Origin of the sequence: Mesorhizobium sp. YIM 152430 (genome assembly GCF_029210365.1) — a bacterium.
In the GTDB taxonomy this organism is placed as follows: Bacteria; Pseudomonadota; Alphaproteobacteria; order Rhizobiales; family Rhizobiaceae; genus Aliihoeflea.
The window spans coordinates 390,060-408,070 of record NZ_JARGES010000027.1; the positions used below are offsets into that span (position 1 = coordinate 390,060).

Consider the following 18,011-nt stretch of genomic DNA (forward strand, 5'->3'; position numbering starts at 1 on the left):
ATCGGGCACGACATTGACCGCGAAACGACAAGGGGATTCGCGATGCGCCGACTGATCTTGGCTTTGACGATTGCCGCGACGGCACTGGCTGCGGGCCTCGTCCAGGCGCAGGAACAGACAAGCCGAAACCTGCTCGACCTCTTCGGCTTCGGCAGCGAGCGCACGGAAGGTTCGTCCGATGCCCCGCCGAACGACGAGCGGCTCCAGCGGCGGCTTCCGTTCAGCCAGGAAGAGGTCCAACTCTCCTATGCGCCGCTGGTGGCCGAGGCCGCGCCCGCCGTGGTCAATGTCTACGCCTCCCAGCAGGTACGAAGCCGTTCGCCCTTCATGGGCGATCCGTTCTTCGAGCAGTTCTTCAACCGGCAGATGCCGCCGCGCGTCCAGTCGTCCCTCGGTTCGGGCGTCATGGTCGACGGCACGGGCTATGTAGTGACCAACAATCACGTCATCCGCGATGCCGACGAGGTGCGCGTGGCGCTGCCGGACGGACGTGAATTCACCTCGCAAATTTTGCTCAAGGACGAATCGCTCGATCTCGCAATCCTCAAGATCGAGGCCGACGAAGCGTTCCCGTCGATCGTGCTTGGAGATTCCGACGCGCTCGAAGTCGGCGACCTCGTTCTTGCCATCGGCAATCCGTTCGGCGTCGGCCAGACCACGACGAGCGGCATCGTCTCCGCGCTCGCACGCACCCATATCGGCATTTCCGATTTCGGCTTCTTCATCCAGACGGATGCGGCGATCAATCCGGGCAATTCGGGCGGCGCGCTGGTCAATATGAGCGGCGAGGTCGTCGGCATCAATACCGCGATCTTCAGCCAGTCGGGCGGCTCGATCGGCATCGGCTTCGCGATCCCGTCCAACATGGTCCGCGCCGTCGTCGACGCGGCCAAGAGTGGTTCGGACTATTTCGAACGGCCCTATCTCGGAGCGACTTTCGAACCGGTGACGCCCCAGATCGCCGAGGCGCTCGGGCTGGCACGGCCGCGCGGCGCCCTCGTCGCCAGCGTGTCGGCAGATGGACCGGCGGCCGGTGCGGGCCTGCGCCCCGGCGACGTGGTGCTGGCGCTGAACGAACGCGCGATCGAGCATCCCGATGCGCTCGGCTACCGGCTCGCAACGCTTGCCATCGGCTCGACGGCCAAGCTCGGCGTTCTCAGCCAGGCGCAGGAGCGCAATGTCGACATCACGCTGATCCGCGCGCCGGAAGGGGCTGCGGGTGGAGCGGTGACGATCGCAGGATCGAGTCCGTTCGCCGGCGCGACGGTGGAAACCCTGTCTCCGCGCCTTGCCCAGCGCCTGCGCCTGCCGGATCGGGCGCGAGGCGTGGCGATCGTCGAGATCGAGCGCTCGTCGCCCGCCGCGAGCCTTGGCCTTCGGCCAGGCGACATCGTGCACGAGGTCAACGGCGCGGAAATCGACAGTCCCGAAGCGCTTGACGAGGCCGCATCGGCGCCGACGCGCTGGTGGCGCTTTACACTCGAGCGCGAGGGGCGTTTGCTGCGCCAGGCTCTGCGCTTTTGACGGACGAACCCTTTGGCCGATCTCTTCTCCACGGATGACAATCAGGGCGGGCGGCCGATCGGCCAGCCGCTTGCCGACAGGCTTCGTCCCCAGAAGCTGGCGGATGTCGTCGGCCAGGAGCATCTGACAGGCGAGGGCGGAGCGCTGACGCGGATGGGGCGCTCCGGCACGCTCGGCTCGATGATCTTCTGGGGGCCGCCGGGAACGGGCAAGACGACCGTCGCGCGCCTGCTCGCCGGCGATACGGGGCTCGCCTTCGAGCAGATCTCGGCGATCTTCTCCGGCGTCGCCGATCTGAAGAAGGTTTTCGAGACGGCCCGCCTGCGGCGCAGCCAGGGCCGGCAGACGCTGCTTTTCGTCGACGAAATCCACCGCTTCAACCGCGCGCAGCAGGATTCCTTCCTGCCGGTGATGGAAGACGGCACCGTCATTCTCGTCGGCGCGACGACGGAGAACCCGTCCTTCGAACTCAATGCGGCGCTCTTGTCGCGGGCCCGGGTGCTGACCTTCCATCCCCTGGACGGCGACAGCATCGAGCGCCTTCTGGCGCGCGCCGAAGCGGCGGAAGGCAGGCCCCTGCCTTTGGACGAGGAAGCCCGCGCGGTGCTCCTGCGCATGGCGGACGGCGATGGGCGCGCGGCGCTGACGCTCGCCGAGGAAATCTGGCGCGCGGCCGCGGGGGACGAGATCTTCGACGCCGAGGGCATCCAGCGCATCGTCCAGCGCCGGGCGCCGGTCTACGACAAGGGACAGGACGGCCACTACAATCTGATCTCGGCACTCCATAAATCCGTGCGCGGTTCCGACCCCGACGCAGCCCTCTATTACCTCGCGCGGATGCTTGATGCGGGCGAGGATCCGCTCTATCTCGGCCGCCGTCTCGTGCGCATGGCATCCGAGGATATCGGATTGGCCGATCCGCAGGCGCTGGCAATCACGCTCGCGGCCAAGGACGCCTACGATTATCTCGGCTCCCCGGAAGGTGAACTGGCGCTGGCGGAAGCCTGCGTCTACCTCGCGACGGCACCGAAATCGAACGGCGTCTATGTCGCGTACAAGGCTGCAATGCGGGCGGCAAAGGAGAACGGTTCGCTCCTGCCGCCCAAGCACATCCTCAACGCGCCGACCAAGCTGATGAAGTCCGAAGGCTACGGCACCGGCTATGAATACGACCACGACGCGCCGGATGCGTTTTCGGGTCAGGACTATTTCCCCGAGGCGCTCGGGCGCCAAAAATTCTACGATCCGCCCGATCGGGGTTTCGAGCGGGAAATCCGAAAACGCCTCGATTACTGGCAGAAACTGCGCACCGAACGCCAATCGCGTCGCTGAAGACGTCGGATTTCAGTTTTCCAGGGCTTGAACCTCGCGCCAGCGGGTAAGCAATGCTATGGCCCGTCTTCATACGCAGGAAGAGTGGAAGAATGGCAGGCGTCGAACAACTCGCAGTCGCAAAGGACGAGGCCGGAATGCGCCTCGACCGCTGGTTCAAGGTGCATTTTCCGGGGCTTGGCTTCGGTCCCTTGCAAAAGCTGCTGCGCTCGGGCCAGGTCCGGGTCGATGGCGCTCGCGTGAAATCGGACACGCGCCTCGAAGAAGGCCAGAAGGTCCGCGTTCCGCCGATGGCCGTGGATCGGAAGATCGGGCCGGTGACCGCGCGCACGATGCGCGGCGAGGAAGACGGCGACGTCCTGGCCAAGATGACGCTCTACGAAGACAAGAAGGTCATCGTCTTCGACAAGCCGGCCGGTCTCGCCGTTCAGGGCGGATCGGGCATCACGCGCAGCGTCGATTCCATGCTCGAAGCGCTGCGCAGCCAGAAGGGCGAAAAGCCAAGGCTCGTCCATCGGCTCGACCGCGACACGTCGGGCGTTCTCGTGGTCGCGCGCACCCGCCTTGCGGCGATGAAGCTTGCCGAAGCGTTCCGTCACCGCGAGACGAAGAAGACTTATTGGGCGCTGGTCAAGGGCGTGCCGGCGAAGCGTGAGGACAAGATTTCGACCTGGATGGTCAAGGAATCGACGATCGACGGCGACCGGATGCGTGTCGCCGAGCATGGCGAGAAGGGCGCCGACCACGCCGTCTCCTTCTATCGCATCGTCGAGCAGGCCGCGCAGACCATGTCCTGGCTGGAGATGGAGCCCTATACCGGGCGCACGCACCAGCTTCGCGTCCATGCCGCCCATATCGGCTGCCCGATTCTCGGCGACCCGAAATATTTCGAAGCCGACAAGAACTACGATTTTCCGGGCGGTATGCAAAAGCGCCTGCATCTGCACGCGCGCCGCATCGTCATTCCGCATCCCGATGGCGGCAAGATCGACGTGACCGCGCAATTGCCCCCGCACATGAAGCAGAGCTGGAACCTGCTCGGCTTCGACGAGAATTCGGCGGACGACTGATGAGCCAGGCGAGCACGGCAATCGACCGTCGTGAAGCCATCGATGGCTTCGCCGTCGCGGTGATGATCATGCTGACCTTTTCGTGGGGCCTGAACCAGGTGGCCATCAAGGTCGCCAACACCGGCTATAGCCCGATATTTCTCACCATGGCCCGTTCGGCAATTGCGGCCGTGCTGGTCTATGGCTGGTGCGTCTGGCGGGGCATACGCCTTTTCGAGCGCGACGGAACCTTGTGGCCCGGCATCCTTGCCGGCGTTCTCTTCGCCGTCGAGTTCATCCTGATCTTCTTCGGCCTCGACTATACGACGGCGGCGCGCGGCGCCCTGATGATCAATACGATGCCGTTCTGGGTGCTGATCGGCGCGCACTTTCTCCTCGGCGAACGGATCACGGGCACGAAGTTTCTCGGTCTGGCGATGGCATTCGCCGGGGTGACCCTGGTCTTCGTCGACCAGCTCAGCCTTCCTGACGCTTCCGCCCTGCGCGGCGATGTTATGTGCCTCATCGCCGGCATCTTGTGGGGCGCGACGACGCTCGTCATCAAGAAATCGAAGCTCGCGGATGCAAGCGCCGAAAAGACGCTGATGTATCAGCTCGTCGTCTCGGTCGTGTTCGCGATTCCACTGCTGCCGTTCGGCGGAGCGATCCTGCGCGACGTCTCGGCGCTCGCCACAGGCGCGCTGCTGTTTCAGGCAGTCTTCGTCGTCGCTTTCACCTATATCCTGTGGTTCTGGATGATCCGCACCTATCCTGCAACGGGGCTAGCCAGTTTCGCATTCCTGACGCCGGCCTTCGGCGTTCTGTGCGGCGGCTTCCTGTTGAACGAACCGCTGTCGATCAACATATTCGCGGCGCTGACGCTGATCGCCGCCGGGCTCTTCGTCGTCAACCGTCCGGTGCGCCGCCGGATTCCGCCCGGCTGAACTTTCGAGGACCGACCATGCGCGACATCCTGAGCGATCTCGACACCCCTTTCATCTCGGACGAGAACCCGATGAAGCGGGCGCAAAAGCAGATGCGCACGCCACTACCCAAGCGATTCTACAAGGCTGCGTCGGTCCGGCAGGATGGCGAGAGCGGCAGTTTCGTCGTTGAACTCGACGGCAAGCAGGTCCGCACGCCAGGCCGCGCCGTGCTCGCCCTGCCGACCGAGGCGGCGGCCAGACTCGTCGCCGACGAGTTCGAGGCGCAAACCGACGAGATCAATCCCTTCGACATGCCGGTTCTACGGATTGCGAACACCGCGATCGACGGTGTCTCGACCGATACCCAGGCCGTGCTGGAAGACATTCTTCGCTACTCGTCGAGCGACCTCGTCTGCTATCGCGCGGATGGACCGGACTCGCTCGTCGAGCGCCAGAGCGAAGCCTGGGACCGGATCATCGACTGGGCCCGAGCGAGCCTCGGCGCCCGCTTCGTCCTTGCCGAAGGCGTGATGCATATCGACCAGCCGCGCGAGGCGATCGGCGCGGTGGGCGTTCACCTCAAAATGCGCGAGGAACCGTTCCGCCTCTCGGCACTTCATGTCATCACATCGCTGACGGGATCGGCGCTGATCGCACTGGCGGTCGACGCCGGTGAAATCAGTTCCGAAGAAGCCTGGGCATACGCCCATGTCGATGAGGACTGGAACATTGCCCAATGGGGCGAGGACGCGGAAGCCTCGAAGATGCGTGCCGCAAAAAAGCGCGACCTGCTGGCGGCAGCGGCGCTGATCGACGCCTTGAAGTCTAAGGCCGCGGCGTAAGGAACATCTGGATGGCGCGCGCGATCTCGCTTTCGAGCGGGAAGGACAACATGCCCATCACCGAATAGCCGAGCAGCCACGGCATGACGTAGAAGCGGAACAGGAAAAAGAACCACGCCACGTAAAGCGGAATCAGGGGATCGAGCAGAAAGCCGGGCGTGATCGGTCGAAACACACGCAGGATGGGGTTCGTCGAGCGCACGAAGAAGCGCATGAAGAAGAAGTTCGAATCTTCCGACAGGAACACGTTCATCGCCGCGCGGCCGATCAGCGTCCACATGACGACGCCAAGCACGTAATCGACGACGATCACCCAAAGCGGGAAATTTCCAAGTACCTGTTCCATCGACCGAATCGTTACCTGAGACAAAAGGGCAGGGGCGGGACGATGTCCCGCCCCTGCGGTGTTTTCAACCCGGATCTAGTGGGGGTCGAGGATCGGCTTGCCCGTCGGAATACGGGTTTCATCGACCATGCGCTGGATTTCGGCATCCGGTTCCGGCGTCATCAAGGTGACGACGACCATTGCGACGAGGCTGAAGGCCATGCCGATGATGCCGAAGCGCAGGTCGTTGAGACCCAGGATCGGCGTGCCGCCGGTATAGACATACCAAAGGTAGATCGAACCGGAGATGAAGCCGGCTGCCATGCCCGCAACGGCGCCTTGCGTGTTCGCCCGCTTCCACCACACGCCGAGGACGAGCGGGAAGAAGAGACCCGAACAGGCGAAGCAGAACGCCCATGCGACCGCGCCGAGAATGCCGGTGAGCTGCATCGCGGCCATGAAGGCACCTGCGGCACCGATCACCACCAGAAGGACGCGCGCGACGATCAGGCGATGCGCCGTGTCGGCCTTCGGGTCGATGACCTTGTAGTACAGGTCGTGGCTGAGCGCGTTGGCGATGGCGAGCAGCAGACCGTCCGCCGTCGACATGGCAGCCGCCATGCCGCCTGCGGCCACGAGGCCGGAGATGACATAGGGAAGGCCCGCGATTTCCGGCGTTGCCAGCACGACGATGTCTTCGCGCATGAAGAACTCGTTGAGCTGGAGAATGCCGTCGCCATTGTGGTCGACGATCGCCAGGAAGTTGACGCTGCTCCAGTTCTGGACCCAGGCGAGCGCCTGGACCTCTTCGATCGACTTGCCGATGATGGCCGTCGGCAGGGACGGATCGAGAAGCTGAAGCTTGGTCAGAGTGGCGAGCGCCGGCGCCGTGAAGTACAGCAGGAAGATGAACAGCAGCGACCATGCGACCGACTTGCGCGCCGAACGCACGGACGGAGTGGTGAAGTAGCGCATCAGGATATGCGGAAGTGATGCCGTGCCCGCCATCATGCAGATCGCAAGCGTGATGAACTGCCATTCCGCCATTCCGCCCACTGGCGCGACATGCGGCGTGGTCAGCGCCTTCATGCCGGCAACGCCTTCCGGCGGCGCCGTCAGCCCGTATTGCGCCTCCAGATCGGTAATCACCTGCACCGCTTCGCCGTAGGAGAAGTGCGGGATGATGCCGAAGCCCTGGACGTTGGACATCCAGATGACGGGGATCAGATAGGCGATGATCAGCACGATATACTGCGCGACCTGCGTCCAGGTGACGGCACGCATACCGCCGAGCATGGAGCACAGAAGGATGCCGAGAAGCCCGAACCAGACGCCGGCTGCGAACGGAATATGCAGAGCGCGCGCGGCGATCGTGCCGGTTGCGGTGATCTGCGCCGTCACATAGGTGAAGGATGCGGCAACCAGGATGATGACGGCCAGAACGCGCGCGAAATTGCCGCCATAGCGCGTGCCGATATAGTCTGGCACCGTGTAGCAGCCGAACTTGCGCAGGTAGGGCGCCATCAGCGAGTTGACGAGGATGTAGCCGCCGGTCCAGCCGACCAGAAAGGCAAGATAGCTGTAGCCGCCGAAATAGATGCCGCCGGCCATTGCGACGAAGGATGCGCCTGACATCCAGTCGGCAGCCGTGGCCATGCCGTTATAGACGGCGGGCACCTGGCGGCCGGCGACGTAATAGGCTTCCACTTCCATCGTGCGCGACAGCCAGCCGATCGCCGCATAGATGAAGATGGTGAAGGAGACGAAGAGGATGCCGATCGTATCGGCTCCGACGCCCATCTGTTCAAGGACGGCCATCAGCAGGATGAAGACGAGAAAGCCGCCTGTGTAGAGACCGTAGACCCGGCCCAGATTGTCGAGAAAACTCCCGTTCATTGCGTCAATCCCCCCTTAATCGCCGACGCCGAATTCGTCGTCGATCTGATCCTGCCGCCAGTTCTGGAAGAACACGAGCAGGACGAACGCAATGAGCGAGCCCTGGCAGATCATGTAGAAGCCAAGCGGAAAGCCCATAAACGTCATTTCGTTGAGTGGCCGCACCATCAGCGGAACCACGATGGAAAAGATGAACCAGAGAATCAAAATGACGACCGTCAGATTCCTGGTCTTGGCCCAGTAGCGATCTCTCACATCCTGGGAGATTTCCCTATTGTCAGCGGACATGGTGTCCTCCTCCCTCAAATTGTGTTAGCGACCTCTGCGCCAACAGCCCGATTGCCGCCTCCCGGCGATGGAATCGCAATCGTGACGGCAAAGTGTCGGTCAAGTACCCGGCGAATGGAATTGAGACATTGGTCGTACCCACAGGGAGGTGAGGTCGTGGCAATTTTGGAGAAGGCGCAGCAGGCCGGTCGCGTTCTGGCGGCTCTGTTCGGCCTCAAGGCGCGCTCGCAGCCGCTCGACACTGTGGCGACCTTCGAGCACTTCGTCTCGGCGCGCTCGGCCTTTGTCTCGCAGAAAAAGCTCTACGGCTATCTGAAAACGCGGATGGGAACGCGCTATCCGTCGATGTTCGAGGACGACCAGTTCATCGCCTCGGTCAACATCGCCAAGGCCCACATCTTCGCCGCCTGCCTGTCCGACATGACGATCTTCGCGGTAGCCGACGTCGGAGCGCAGGGACGGCTGTCGCGCGACGAAAAGGACATGCTCGCGCATCGTTGCCATTCGAGCGGCCTTCGGGAAAATGCCGAGCAGCTCGCCCATGCCGGCGCGGAGCAGGAGTGGCGCAGCGCGTTCGAGGCACGGATCGAGGGGCTCCACTGGGACAATGTGGCCGCCGGCGGCAATGTCTTCGATACGAGCCCGTCCACTCTGGTCGAATGGGCACCGATCGCCCCGCAGCTCAAAGCCTATGACCGGGAGATCGTCGAGAATTCGCTGAAATTCGCGTGGATCGAGATCCGGCGCGACTATCGCAATCGCGTCGACCGGGAGGCGGTTGCGGCCGATTTTCGGAACCGGACATGAAAAGGGGCGCCGCGCGGCGCCCCTTCGTCATTTCGGGAAGTCGTCGATCAGCGCTTGGCGATCGGCACGTAGTCGCGTTCGGCGTGACCCGTATAAAGCTGGCGCGGGCGGCCGATCTTCTGGTTCGGGTCCTCGATCATCTCCTTCCACTGCGCAACCCAGCCGACCGTGCGCGCGAGCGCGAACAGAACGGTGAACATGGTGGTGGGGAAGCCGAGCGCCTTGAGCGTGATGCCCGAATAGAAGTCGATGTTCGGATAAAGCTTCTTCTCGATGAAGTACTCGTCGGTGAGCGCGATGCGCTCGAGTTCCATCGCGACGTCGAGCAGCGGATCGTCCTTGATTCCGAGTTCGCCCAGAACCTCATGCGTCGTCTTCTGCATGATCTTGGCGCGCGGATCGTAATTCTTGTAGACGCGGTGGCCGAAGCCCATCAGGCGGAACGGATCGTTCTTGTCCTTGGCGCGGGCGATGAATTCGGGAATCTTGTCGACCGAGCCGATCTCCGAAAGCATGTTGAGCGCCGCTTCGTTGGCGCCGCCATGGGCGGGGCCCCAGAGGCACGCGATGCCGGCCGCGATGCAGGCGAAGGGGTTGGCACCCGACGAGCCGGCAAGGCGCACGGTCGAGGTGGACGCGTTCTGCTCGTGGTCGGCGTGCAGGATGAAGATGCGCTCCATGGCGCGCGCCAGAACCGGATTGACCTTGTAGTCCTCGCACGGCACGGCAAAGCACATGTGCAGGAAGTTGGCGGCGAAGGGAAGCTCGTTCTTCGGGTAAACGAAGGGCTGGCCGATATGATACTTGAAAGCCATCGCGGCGATCGTCGGCATTTTCGCGATCAGGCGGATCGAGGCGACCATGCGGTGATGCGGGTCTGAGATGTCGGTCGAATCGTGATAGAAGGCCGACAGCGCGCCGACGACGCCGCACATGACGGCCATCGGATGCGCGTCGCGGCGAAAGCCGGTGAAGAAGCGCGAAAGCTGCTCATGCACCATGGTGTGGTGCGTCACGCGGTAGTCGAAATCCTCCTTCTGCGCCTTGGTCGGCAGTTCGCCGTAAAGCAGCAGGTAGCAGGTCTCGAGGAAATCGCCGTGCTCTGCCAACTGGTCGATCGGATAGCCGCGGTGAAGAAGGACGCCTTCATCGCCGTCGATATAGGTGATCTCCGATTCGCAGCTTGCCGTCGAGGTGAAGCCGGGATCGTAGGTGAAGGCGCCCGTGTTCTTGTAGAGCGTCGCGATGTCGATGACGTCTGGACCGACCGAGCCTTTCCGCACCTTGAATTCGTGGGTATCGCCACCGAATTCGAGTTTCGCCGTCCCTTCAGTCATATCAACACCTCATTCATGCAGAACACTCTTTATTGGCAGCGCATCATTGTCATGGAGCATAACGGACGCGTCACGGTGCGCGCTCTAGCTAGCGCATTTGCATCGGCGTGCCAAGTTCACCGACAGTCGGATGCTGCGCTGCGGCATCCGGTTCAATTTCCGAGCTGATCGCGAAGCCGGCCAAGGCTTTCATCGCGGCCGAGAACGGCCAGAACGTCGAACACGCCGGGCGAGACTGATCGTCCCGTCAGCGCTGCACGCAGTGGCTGCGCCGCCTTCCCGAGCTTCAAACCGGCATCTTCGGCATAGGTCCGGACCGCAGCTTCGGTCTGCGACGCGCTCCACTCGCCGACCGCTTCGAGTCGCGGGAGAAGATCGCGCACGACATCGCGGCCGCCATCGGCCAGAATCTGCACGGCTTTCTCGTCCATCGGCAACGGCCGCGCGGCGAAAAGGAAAGCCGCACCGTCCTTCAATTCGACGAGCGTCCTGGCCCGGTCCTTGAGTCCCGACATGGCCGCCAGAAGCTGGGCACGACGCTCGGGCGTCAGCGCCGCAACCATTTCAGGACCGCCCGGGAGGTAGGGCAGCGTCGCCTCGAAGGCGGACAGAAGTTCGCCGTCGTCGCTCTGGCGCATGTAGACGCCGTTGAGCGCCTCCAGCTTGGCGAAGTCGAACCGCGCGGCACCCTTGTTGACGTCCTCGATCTCGAACCACTCGATCATCTGGTCGAGCGTCATGATCTCGTCGTCGCCATGGCTCCAGCCGAGCCGGACGAGATAGTTGCGCAGCGCCGCCGGCAGATAGCCCATCTCCCGATAAGCCTCGACGCCGAGCGCGCCGTGACGCTTGGACAACTTGGCGCCATCGGCGCCATGGATCAGCGGGATGTGCGCCATCACCGGCACGTCCCAGCCCATCGCTTCGTAGATGATGGTCTGGCGCGCGGCGTTGGTCAGGTGGTCGTCGCCGCGGATGATGTGGGTGACGCCCATGTCGTGATCGTCGACGACGACGGCGTGCATGTAGGTCGGGTTGCCATCGGAGCGCAGGATGATGAAATCGTCGAGATCCTTGTTCGGAAAGCGAACCTCGCCCTGAACCTTGTCGGCGACGATGGTGAAGCCGTCCTGCGGCGCCTTGATGCGCACGACCGGCTTGACGCCGGCGGGCGCCTCGGATGGATCGCGGTCGCGCCAACGCCCGTCATAGTGCGGCGGCTTGCCCTCGGCGCGCGCCTTCTCGCGCATCTCGGTCAGTTCCTCTTGCGAGGCGTAGCAATAATAGGCCTTGCCGCGCCTGACGAGTTCCTCGCCGATCTCGCGATGCCGCCCGGCGCGCTCGAACTGCGACACCGGCTCGCCGTCCCAGTCGAGGCCAAGCCATTTCAAGCCCTCGAGGATCGCGGCCGTTGCGGCATCGGTCGAGCGTTCGCGATCGGTATCCTCGATGCGCAGCAGCATTTCGCCGCCTGTGTGTCTGGCGTAGAGCCAGTTGAAAAGCGCAGTGCGCGCGCCGCCAATGTGGAGATAACCCGTCGGCGAGGGGGCAAAGCGGGTGACGACCTTCGAGGACATGACTGCTCCTGGAAATTTCGGGAGGCGCTCAGCTCGACCGCGTCGCGGGCGCTGTGGCCATTCTTGGAGGCTCATGTAGCATAGGCGGCTTGAGGCGCAAGCGGGCGGGCAGGGGATATGGCCGGGGAGACGCGTCACGACGAGGAATGGCGCGCGTTCTCGCCACCGGACGAGGCGGATGATGCGGTCGGCGTGGCGGTCGTGACGGGCAGAAGCGGGACACGGCTCGACACCGCCCCGCCTCCGCGGCAAGAGATGTCCGTTCGAAGAATTGCCGTCGGCGCCATTGCCGCCCGCGCAGTGGCCGAAGAACGGGATCGCGGAACGGGCTTCGTTCTCGTGCCGGTCGCGATGGCGTTCGGCGTCATCGTCTATGGTGCGTTGCCCTTCGAACCCTCGCTCGTCCTCGTCGTGTCTATGCTCGCCGGACTGCTTGTGCTCGCTCGTCTATTCAGGGGACGGCCGGCCTTGTCGTTCGCCCTTCTTGCGGCCATCGCCACCATGACGGGCGCGAGTCTTGCCGGGATCGAGACATGGCGGACCGGCACGGCGATGTTGGGTTCGCAGATCGGAACCGAAGTGACGGGCCGTGTGGTGCGCATCGAGCATCAGGCGACGGGGCGCACGCGATTGACGATCGACGTGACGTCGACGGCCCGGCCCGAACTGCGCCATGCCCCCGATCGCGTTCGTCTGTCCGCGCGAAACGTGCCCCCGGACCTCCAACTGGGCATGACGGTCGTCGGCATTGCCCGCCTGATGCCACCGTCCGGGCCGGTTCGGCCGGGCGGTTACGACTTCGCCTATAACAGCTTTTTCGACGGCATCGGCGCGATCGGCTTCTTCCTGCGCGATCCAGTGGTGGCAGTCTCCTCGGCACCCTCCGGTCTGCGCGAGACTCTGGCGCTTCGGCTTGAAACCGTCCGTCTCGCCATCGCCGCCCGCGTGCGGACCGTGCTCGATGGGCCGGAAGCAGACATCGCCGCCACGCTGATCGCGGGCGTGCGGGCCGGCATTCCCGAAGCGATCAACGAGGACCTGCGCAAGACCGGACTCGCGCACATATTGTCGATTTCGGGCCTGCACATGGCTCTGGTCGCAGGCACCGTGCTCGTTGCGATTCGGGGCGGCTTCGCGCTGTTTCCGGTCTTCGCCTCACGCCGGCCCGTGAAGAAATACGCAGCAGTCGTCGCCCTGATCGCCGCGACGCTCTATCTGGGCATTTCCGGCGGCGCGGTGGCAGCGCAACGCAGCTATATCATGCTCGCCGTGATGCTGGTGGCGATGCTTTTCGACCGGGCTGCAATCACCATGCGCAATCTGGCGATTTCGGCCATCATCGTCATAGCGATCAGCCCCCACGAAGTCGTGGGGCCGAGCTTCCAGATGTCCTTCGCCGCGACCGCGGCTCTGATCGGAGCATATGGCTGGTGGAGCGAGAGGCGGCGCGCATCTGCAACCGCGCGCACGGAACGCGGAGCGATCGGCCGCCTCGGTGCGGGAACGCTCAAATTCATGCTCGGCCTCGCCGCAACCTCGGTAATCGCCGGCCTCGCAACGACGCTCTACGGCGCCTATCACTTTCACCGCGTTTCCCCTCACGCTCTCTGGGTCAATCTGGCCGCGATGCCGATCGTTTCCGCCGTGGTCATGCCATCCGCCGTCTTTTCCGCCCTTCTCATGCCCTTCGGTCTGGAGGCATGGCCGCTTCGCGTCATGGGCGCCGCCATCGGCGCCGTCGCCGGCATCGCGTCCTGGTTTGCCGCCCGATCACCGATCGATGCCGTAGGATCGCTGCCGGTAATGGCGGTTGCGGTGTTGACGATCGGCCTTATGTTCATGACAGCCATGTCGGGCCGGCTTCGCCTGCTCGCCTTGCCCTTCTTGCTCCTCGGAACCGGATTGATCGCGAACCGCGATCTGCCCGATGTTCTCGTCTCCGAGGACGGGCGGCTGGTCGCCGTCGCCGGCCCCGCGCGGACGCTCTACGTCAATCGCGATCGCCCGAATGGCTTCACGATGCAGAACTGGCTGCACGGAATGGATTCGGACCGGTTCGCAAGGCCGGTCGATGTGGCAACGATCAGGGATGCCATGTTACGCGCCGAAACCTCGCCCGGCTTCGCCTGCGCGAACGAGGTTTGCATCGCGCGCGACCGCGACGGCCGGCTCATCGCACATGTGCCCGACGCGATCTCCGCCTTCGCCCTATGCACCACTGCCGCGCTGATCGTGATCGACGATGCGACGGTCGGGCAGGTCTGCCGCACGGGTAATGCCGCGATCCTCACCAGGAGAGACCTTGCACGGCGCGGAAGCGCGGAAATCCACTTCCACCGCAAGGCGGAAGGCGCAGACATCGTCCACGCGATCAGTGAACCCTACCGGCCCTGGCATTCCCACCGGGAGTTCTCGCGCGCGGCGCGCGGCCTTGCGCCCTATCGCCGCGAATAAGGCAAGCACACCCGCCATTCGATCAGTACTTGCGGATCAAACCGACGAGCTTGCCTTGCACCTTGACCCGTTCGGAACCGTAAATCTTGGTTTCATAGGCGGCATTGGCCGCTTCGAGCGCGATCGACGCGCCCTTGCGCCGGAAGCGCTTCAAGGTCGCCTCCTCATCGTCGACGAGCGCGACGACGATCTCACCTGGCGTAGCGGACGGACCGGAGCGGATGATCACCGTGTCGCCGTCGAGAATGCCCGCTTCGATCATCGAATCGCCGTGGACATCGAGCGCGTAATGCTCGCCGCCCGAAAGCATTTCCGGTGGAACCGCGACGGCGCGCGTGGCGTGCTGGATGGCATCGATCGGCACGCCGGCGGCGATCCTGCCCATGACGGGAATCTCGACCGGCGCGCGGGTGACGGCAATCGCCGGCGAACTTTCCTGTTTGGGTCCGGATTTTCCCGACAGGCTGCCCTGAATGACACTCGGCTGGAAGCGCCGCTGCGGCTGCGAGATCGATTCCGGCAGCTTGATCACCTCCAGCGCGCGCGCCCGGTTTGGCAGCCGCCGCAAGAAGCCGCGCTCCTCGAGCGCCGTGATGAGCCGGTGAATTCCCGACTTGGATGCCAGTCCCAGTTCCTCCTTCATTTCGTCGAAGGATGGCGGGACGCCCGTTTCCTTCAGCCGCTGATGGATGAAGAGCAGGAGTTCGTGTTGCTTGCGCGTGAGCATGGCAGTCCTTACAAGGAGAATCGCCGAAAAACAAAACCAGAACAAACTTAACCGTTCTTCATGTGTTCTGCAACAGGCGCTTGAAGTTCAATATTCTCGGACATCGACATGCCCCAAACCGACCGAATTCTCTTCTGCCTCGGTGCGCTCTGCGGCGCCCTGGGCGTTGCGCTTTCGGCGATGGCGGCGCACAGGGAAGGCTCGCTCGGCACGGCGGCGAACATGCTGCTCTTCCACGCACCGGCGCTGATGGTTCTTGCCGGCCACCAGTTCGGCCTGTTGCAACGGGCGGGGGCGTGGGTTCTCGTCATTGGCATGGCGCTCTTTTGCGCAGACATCGCGGCCCGCTCATTCCTCGGCGACCGGCTGTTCCCAATGGCGGCGCCTGCCGGCGGATTGCTCCTGATCGGGGGCTGGCTTCTTGTCGCCGTGTCGGCCCTCGTCAGCCGGCGCGGATCAGCCTGATCGCGTCGTCGCGCCCGAAAAGATAGAGGAGCGTGCGGATGGCTCGTCCGCGCGGAGTGGCAAGGTCCGGATCGCGCTGGAGAAAGAGCCGCGCATCGTCGCGCGCGACCGACAGGAGGTCGGCGTGATGTTCGAGGCGGGCAAGCTGGAAACCGGGCGTTCCCGACTGGCGCGTGCCCAGAAGCTCGCCTTCGCCGCGCAGTTTCAAATCTTCCTCGGCGATGCGAAAGCCGTCCTCGGTTTCGCGCATCACGGTGAGCCGCTGCCTGGCGATTTCGCCGAGCGGCGACTGGTAGAGCAGCACGCAGCTCGACGCAGCCTGTCCGCGCCCGACGCGGCCGCGCAGTTGGTGAAGCTGCGCGAGGCCGAACCGCTCGGCATGTTCGATAACGATGATCGTCGCATCCGGCACGTCGACACCGACCTCGATGACCGTGGTGCCGACGAGGATACGCGTGCGGCCGGCCTTGAAGTTCGCCATCGCCTCATCCTTCGCCGTGCCCGACATGCGGCCATGGACGAGCCCGACATCGGGACCGAAGATCTCCGCCAGCGCCTTGTGGCGGTCGGCGGCGGACATGACGTCCATACCCTCGGCTTCCTCGACCAGCGGGCAGATCCAGTAGATCTTCTGGCCTTCGTCGATCGCGCGGCGCATCCGCGCGATGAGGTCCGACAGTCGTTCGAGCGGCAGCGTGACGGTCTGGATCGGCTGGCGGCCGGCCGGCTTTTCGTCGAGGCGCGAGACGTCCATGTCGCCGAAGGCGGTGAGGACGAGCGTGCGCGGGATCGGCGTCGCGGTCATGACGAGGATGTCGGGCGCCGCGCCCTTGGCGCCGATGGCGAGCCGCTGGTGGACGCCGAACCGGTGCTGCTCGTCGATGACGGCGAAAGCGAGGTCGTGGAAACTGACGCTTTCCTGAAAGATCGCGTGCGTGCCGATTACGATGTCGATCGCCCCGCCGGCGATGGCGGCGAGCGTCTCGACGCGCTCGCGGCCTTTTTCGCGACCGGTGAGGATAGCAGCACGCAGGCCCGCCTTCTCTGCCAGCGGAGCGATGGTCGCAAAATGCTGCCGCGCAAGGATTTCGGTCGGCGCCATCAGCGCGGACTGCCCGCCGGCCTCGGCGATCCGCGCCATGGAAAGGAGAGCGACGACCGTCTTGCCCGACCCGACATCGCCCTGAAGAAGCCGCAACATGCGGTCGGGTTTGGCGAGATCGGCTTCGATCTCGCCGATGGAGCGCTGTTGCGCGCCGGTCAGAGCATAGGGCAGGGCGTCGCGGATCGCGGCGCCCTTGGTGCCGTCGCCCAGCCGCGCCCGGCCGGCGACGCGCTTCATGCGCAGGCGCACCAGCGCGAGCGCGATCTGGCCGGCCAGAAGCTCGTCGTAGGCGAGTCGGCGCCAGGCCGGGCTCGCCACGTCGCAATCGGCGGGGATTTCAGGCTGGTGAAGGTGGAGAAGCGCTTCGCGAAAGTCGGGAAAGTCGTGTCGGGCGAGCACGGTCTCGTCCTGCCATTCGGCCAGGATCGGCATCCGCTCCAGCGCCGAGGCGACCGCCTTGCGCACGAGTTTCGCGGAAAGCCCGGCCGTCATCGGATAGACCGGCTCGATCGCGGGCAGGGCGCCGGCGTCCGCCTTGGCGACGATATGGTCGGGATGGACCATGGACGGGCGACCGTTGAACCATTCGACCTTGCCGGAAACGACGATTTCGCCCCCGACCGGCATCAGCTTTTCGAACCATTGTCCCTTGGCGTGGAAGAAGGTGAGGGCGATCTCGCCGGTCTCGTCGAAGGCGAACACCCGGTAGGGCACCGATCCGCGGCCGCGCGGCGGCGGCTGGTGGCGGTCGACGGTCAGATCCAGCGTCACGATCGAACCTTCCCCCGAAAGCGCGACGCCCGGCCGGCGCGTGCGGTCAATCACCGAATGGGGCGGCACGAAGAGAAGATCGGCCGCGCGCACGTCGCGACCGGTCGTGTCGGCGGAAACGATGCGGCGCATCAGTTCGGCCGTCTTCTCGCCGATGCCGGCGAGCGATGTGACGGGTGCGAAGAGGGGATCGAGTTCTGCCGGACGCATAGCGCGGGATACTATCGACGCGACGTAGCATCGCAAAGGCTGACATCGCGTTTCCCAGGCGCTATATGCGCGGTCCAAGCAGATAGGCCATCCATGTCCGAAACATCCGTTGATCTTCTCGACATCCGCAAGCGGAAAGCGCGCTTCCGGGCGTGGCATCGTGGAATGCGCGAAGCCGATCTCGTCATCGGCGGCTTCGCCGACCGCGAACTCGGATCGTTCGACGAGGGACAACTGGACCTGTTCGAATCCCTGCTCGGTGAATCCGACGGCGACATCGTCAAATGGATCACCGGCGAGATGCCCGTTCCACCGCATCAGGACAACGAAATCGTCCGCCGCATGATCGCTGATGCCCGCAGCCTCGCCACCTGAC

Annotated in this window: 16 protein-coding genes; 9 read left to right on the forward strand and 7 right to left on the reverse strand. The window is 64.2% G+C overall.

The window, feature by feature from the left end:
- The first annotated feature begins 42 nt into the window (after positions 1-42).
- The 5 genes from PZ895_RS09660 (at position 43) to PZ895_RS09680 (ending at position 5,673) form a co-directional block, all read left to right on the forward strand.
- Positions 43-1,524, forward strand: a complete 1,482-nt coding sequence (locus PZ895_RS09660; protein ID WP_275838796.1) for a DegQ family serine endoprotease — start codon at positions 43-45, stop codon at positions 1,522-1,524.
- 12 nt (positions 1,525-1,536) lie between these two features.
- Positions 1,537-2,856, forward strand: coding sequence for a replication-associated recombination protein A (locus PZ895_RS09665; RefSeq protein ID WP_275838797.1), 1,320 nt, complete (start codon positions 1,537-1,539; stop codon positions 2,854-2,856).
- A 92-nt stretch (positions 2,857-2,948) separates the two neighbouring features.
- The gene (locus tag PZ895_RS09670; protein WP_275838798.1) at positions 2,949-3,926 is read left to right on the forward strand and encodes an RluA family pseudouridine synthase; all 978 of its coding nucleotides are present in this window, start codon (positions 2,949-2,951) and stop codon (positions 3,924-3,926) included.
- On the forward strand, positions 3,926-4,849 hold the full coding sequence (locus tag PZ895_RS09675; protein WP_275838799.1) for a DMT family transporter: 924 nt from the start codon (positions 3,926-3,928) through the stop codon (positions 4,847-4,849). The genes PZ895_RS09670 and PZ895_RS09675 overlap by 1 nt, the downstream gene beginning before the upstream one ends.
- 17 nt (positions 4,850-4,866) lie before the next feature.
- Entirely contained in the window at positions 4,867-5,673 is an 807-nt protein-coding gene (locus tag PZ895_RS09680) for an ATP12 family protein (RefSeq protein WP_275838800.1), read from the forward strand.
- On the opposite strand, the gene PZ895_RS09685 is transcribed toward PZ895_RS09680, so the two are convergent.
- The 3 genes from PZ895_RS09685 to PZ895_RS09695 form a co-directional block, all read right to left on the reverse strand.
- Complete coding sequence (locus tag PZ895_RS09685) at positions 5,657-6,019, reverse strand: YggT family protein (RefSeq protein ID WP_275838801.1); 363 nt, start codon at positions 6,017-6,019, stop codon at positions 5,657-5,659. The two genes, PZ895_RS09680 and PZ895_RS09685, sit on opposite strands and share 17 nt — an antisense overlap.
- A 75-nt stretch (positions 6,020-6,094) precedes the next feature.
- Positions 6,095-7,894 (reverse strand): sodium:solute symporter family protein, encoded by a 1,800-nt coding sequence (locus tag PZ895_RS09690; RefSeq protein WP_275838802.1) that lies wholly within the window; start codon positions 7,892-7,894, stop codon positions 6,095-6,097.
- A gap of 15 nt (positions 7,895-7,909) precedes the next feature.
- Positions 7,910-8,182 carry a DUF4212 domain-containing protein gene (locus PZ895_RS09695; RefSeq protein ID WP_275838803.1) on the reverse strand — a complete coding sequence of 91 codons (273 nt, stop codon included), beginning with the start codon at positions 8,180-8,182 and terminating at the stop codon, positions 7,910-7,912.
- A 156-nt stretch (positions 8,183-8,338) separates the two neighbouring features.
- Between PZ895_RS09695 and PZ895_RS09700 the strand changes: the two genes are divergently transcribed.
- Positions 8,339-8,989 carry a hypothetical protein gene (locus PZ895_RS09700; RefSeq protein WP_275838804.1) on the forward strand — a complete coding sequence of 217 codons (651 nt, stop codon included), beginning with the start codon at positions 8,339-8,341 and terminating at the stop codon, positions 8,987-8,989.
- A 47-nt stretch (positions 8,990-9,036) separates the two neighbouring features.
- Here the strand turns inward: PZ895_RS09700 and gltA are convergent, their stop codons facing one another.
- Positions 9,037-10,326 carry a citrate synthase gene (gene gltA / locus PZ895_RS09705; RefSeq protein ID WP_275838805.1) on the reverse strand — a complete coding sequence of 430 codons (1,290 nt, stop codon included), beginning with the start codon at positions 10,324-10,326 and terminating at the stop codon, positions 9,037-9,039.
- A 152-nt stretch (positions 10,327-10,478) separates the two neighbouring features.
- The gene (gltX, locus tag PZ895_RS09710) at positions 10,479-11,903 is read right to left on the reverse strand and encodes a glutamate--tRNA ligase (protein WP_275838806.1); all 1,425 of its coding nucleotides are present in this window, start codon (positions 11,901-11,903) and stop codon (positions 10,479-10,481) included.
- Between the two features lie 117 nt (positions 11,904-12,020).
- Between gltX and PZ895_RS09715 the strand changes: the two genes are divergently transcribed.
- The gene (locus tag PZ895_RS09715; RefSeq protein ID WP_275838807.1) at positions 12,021-14,357 is read left to right on the forward strand and encodes a ComEC/Rec2 family competence protein; all 2,337 of its coding nucleotides are present in this window, start codon (positions 12,021-12,023) and stop codon (positions 14,355-14,357) included.
- A 22-nt stretch (positions 14,358-14,379) separates the two neighbouring features.
- On the opposite strand, the gene lexA is transcribed toward PZ895_RS09715, so the two are convergent.
- Entirely contained in the window at positions 14,380-15,084 is a 705-nt protein-coding gene (lexA, locus tag PZ895_RS09720; protein ID WP_275838808.1) for a transcriptional repressor LexA, read from the reverse strand.
- Between the two features lie 108 nt (positions 15,085-15,192).
- Here lexA and PZ895_RS09725 point away from each other — a divergent pair, with 108 nt between their 5' ends.
- Positions 15,193-15,549, forward strand: coding sequence for a DUF423 domain-containing protein (locus tag PZ895_RS09725; RefSeq protein ID WP_275838809.1), 357 nt, complete (start codon positions 15,193-15,195; stop codon positions 15,547-15,549).
- On the opposite strand, the gene recG is transcribed toward PZ895_RS09725, so the two are convergent.
- A complete protein-coding gene (recG, locus tag PZ895_RS09730; RefSeq protein WP_275838810.1) occupies positions 15,527-17,635 on the reverse strand; it encodes an ATP-dependent DNA helicase RecG in 2,109 nt (702 codons plus the stop codon). The two genes, PZ895_RS09725 and recG, sit on opposite strands and share 23 nt — an antisense overlap.
- 93 nt (positions 17,636-17,728) lie before the next feature.
- On the opposite strand from recG, the gene PZ895_RS09735 reads away from it, so the two are divergent.
- The gene (locus PZ895_RS09735; protein ID WP_275838811.1) at positions 17,729-18,010 is read left to right on the forward strand and encodes a succinate dehydrogenase assembly factor 2; all 282 of its coding nucleotides are present in this window, start codon (positions 17,729-17,731) and stop codon (positions 18,008-18,010) included.
- Position 18,011: the final 1 nt, after the last annotated feature.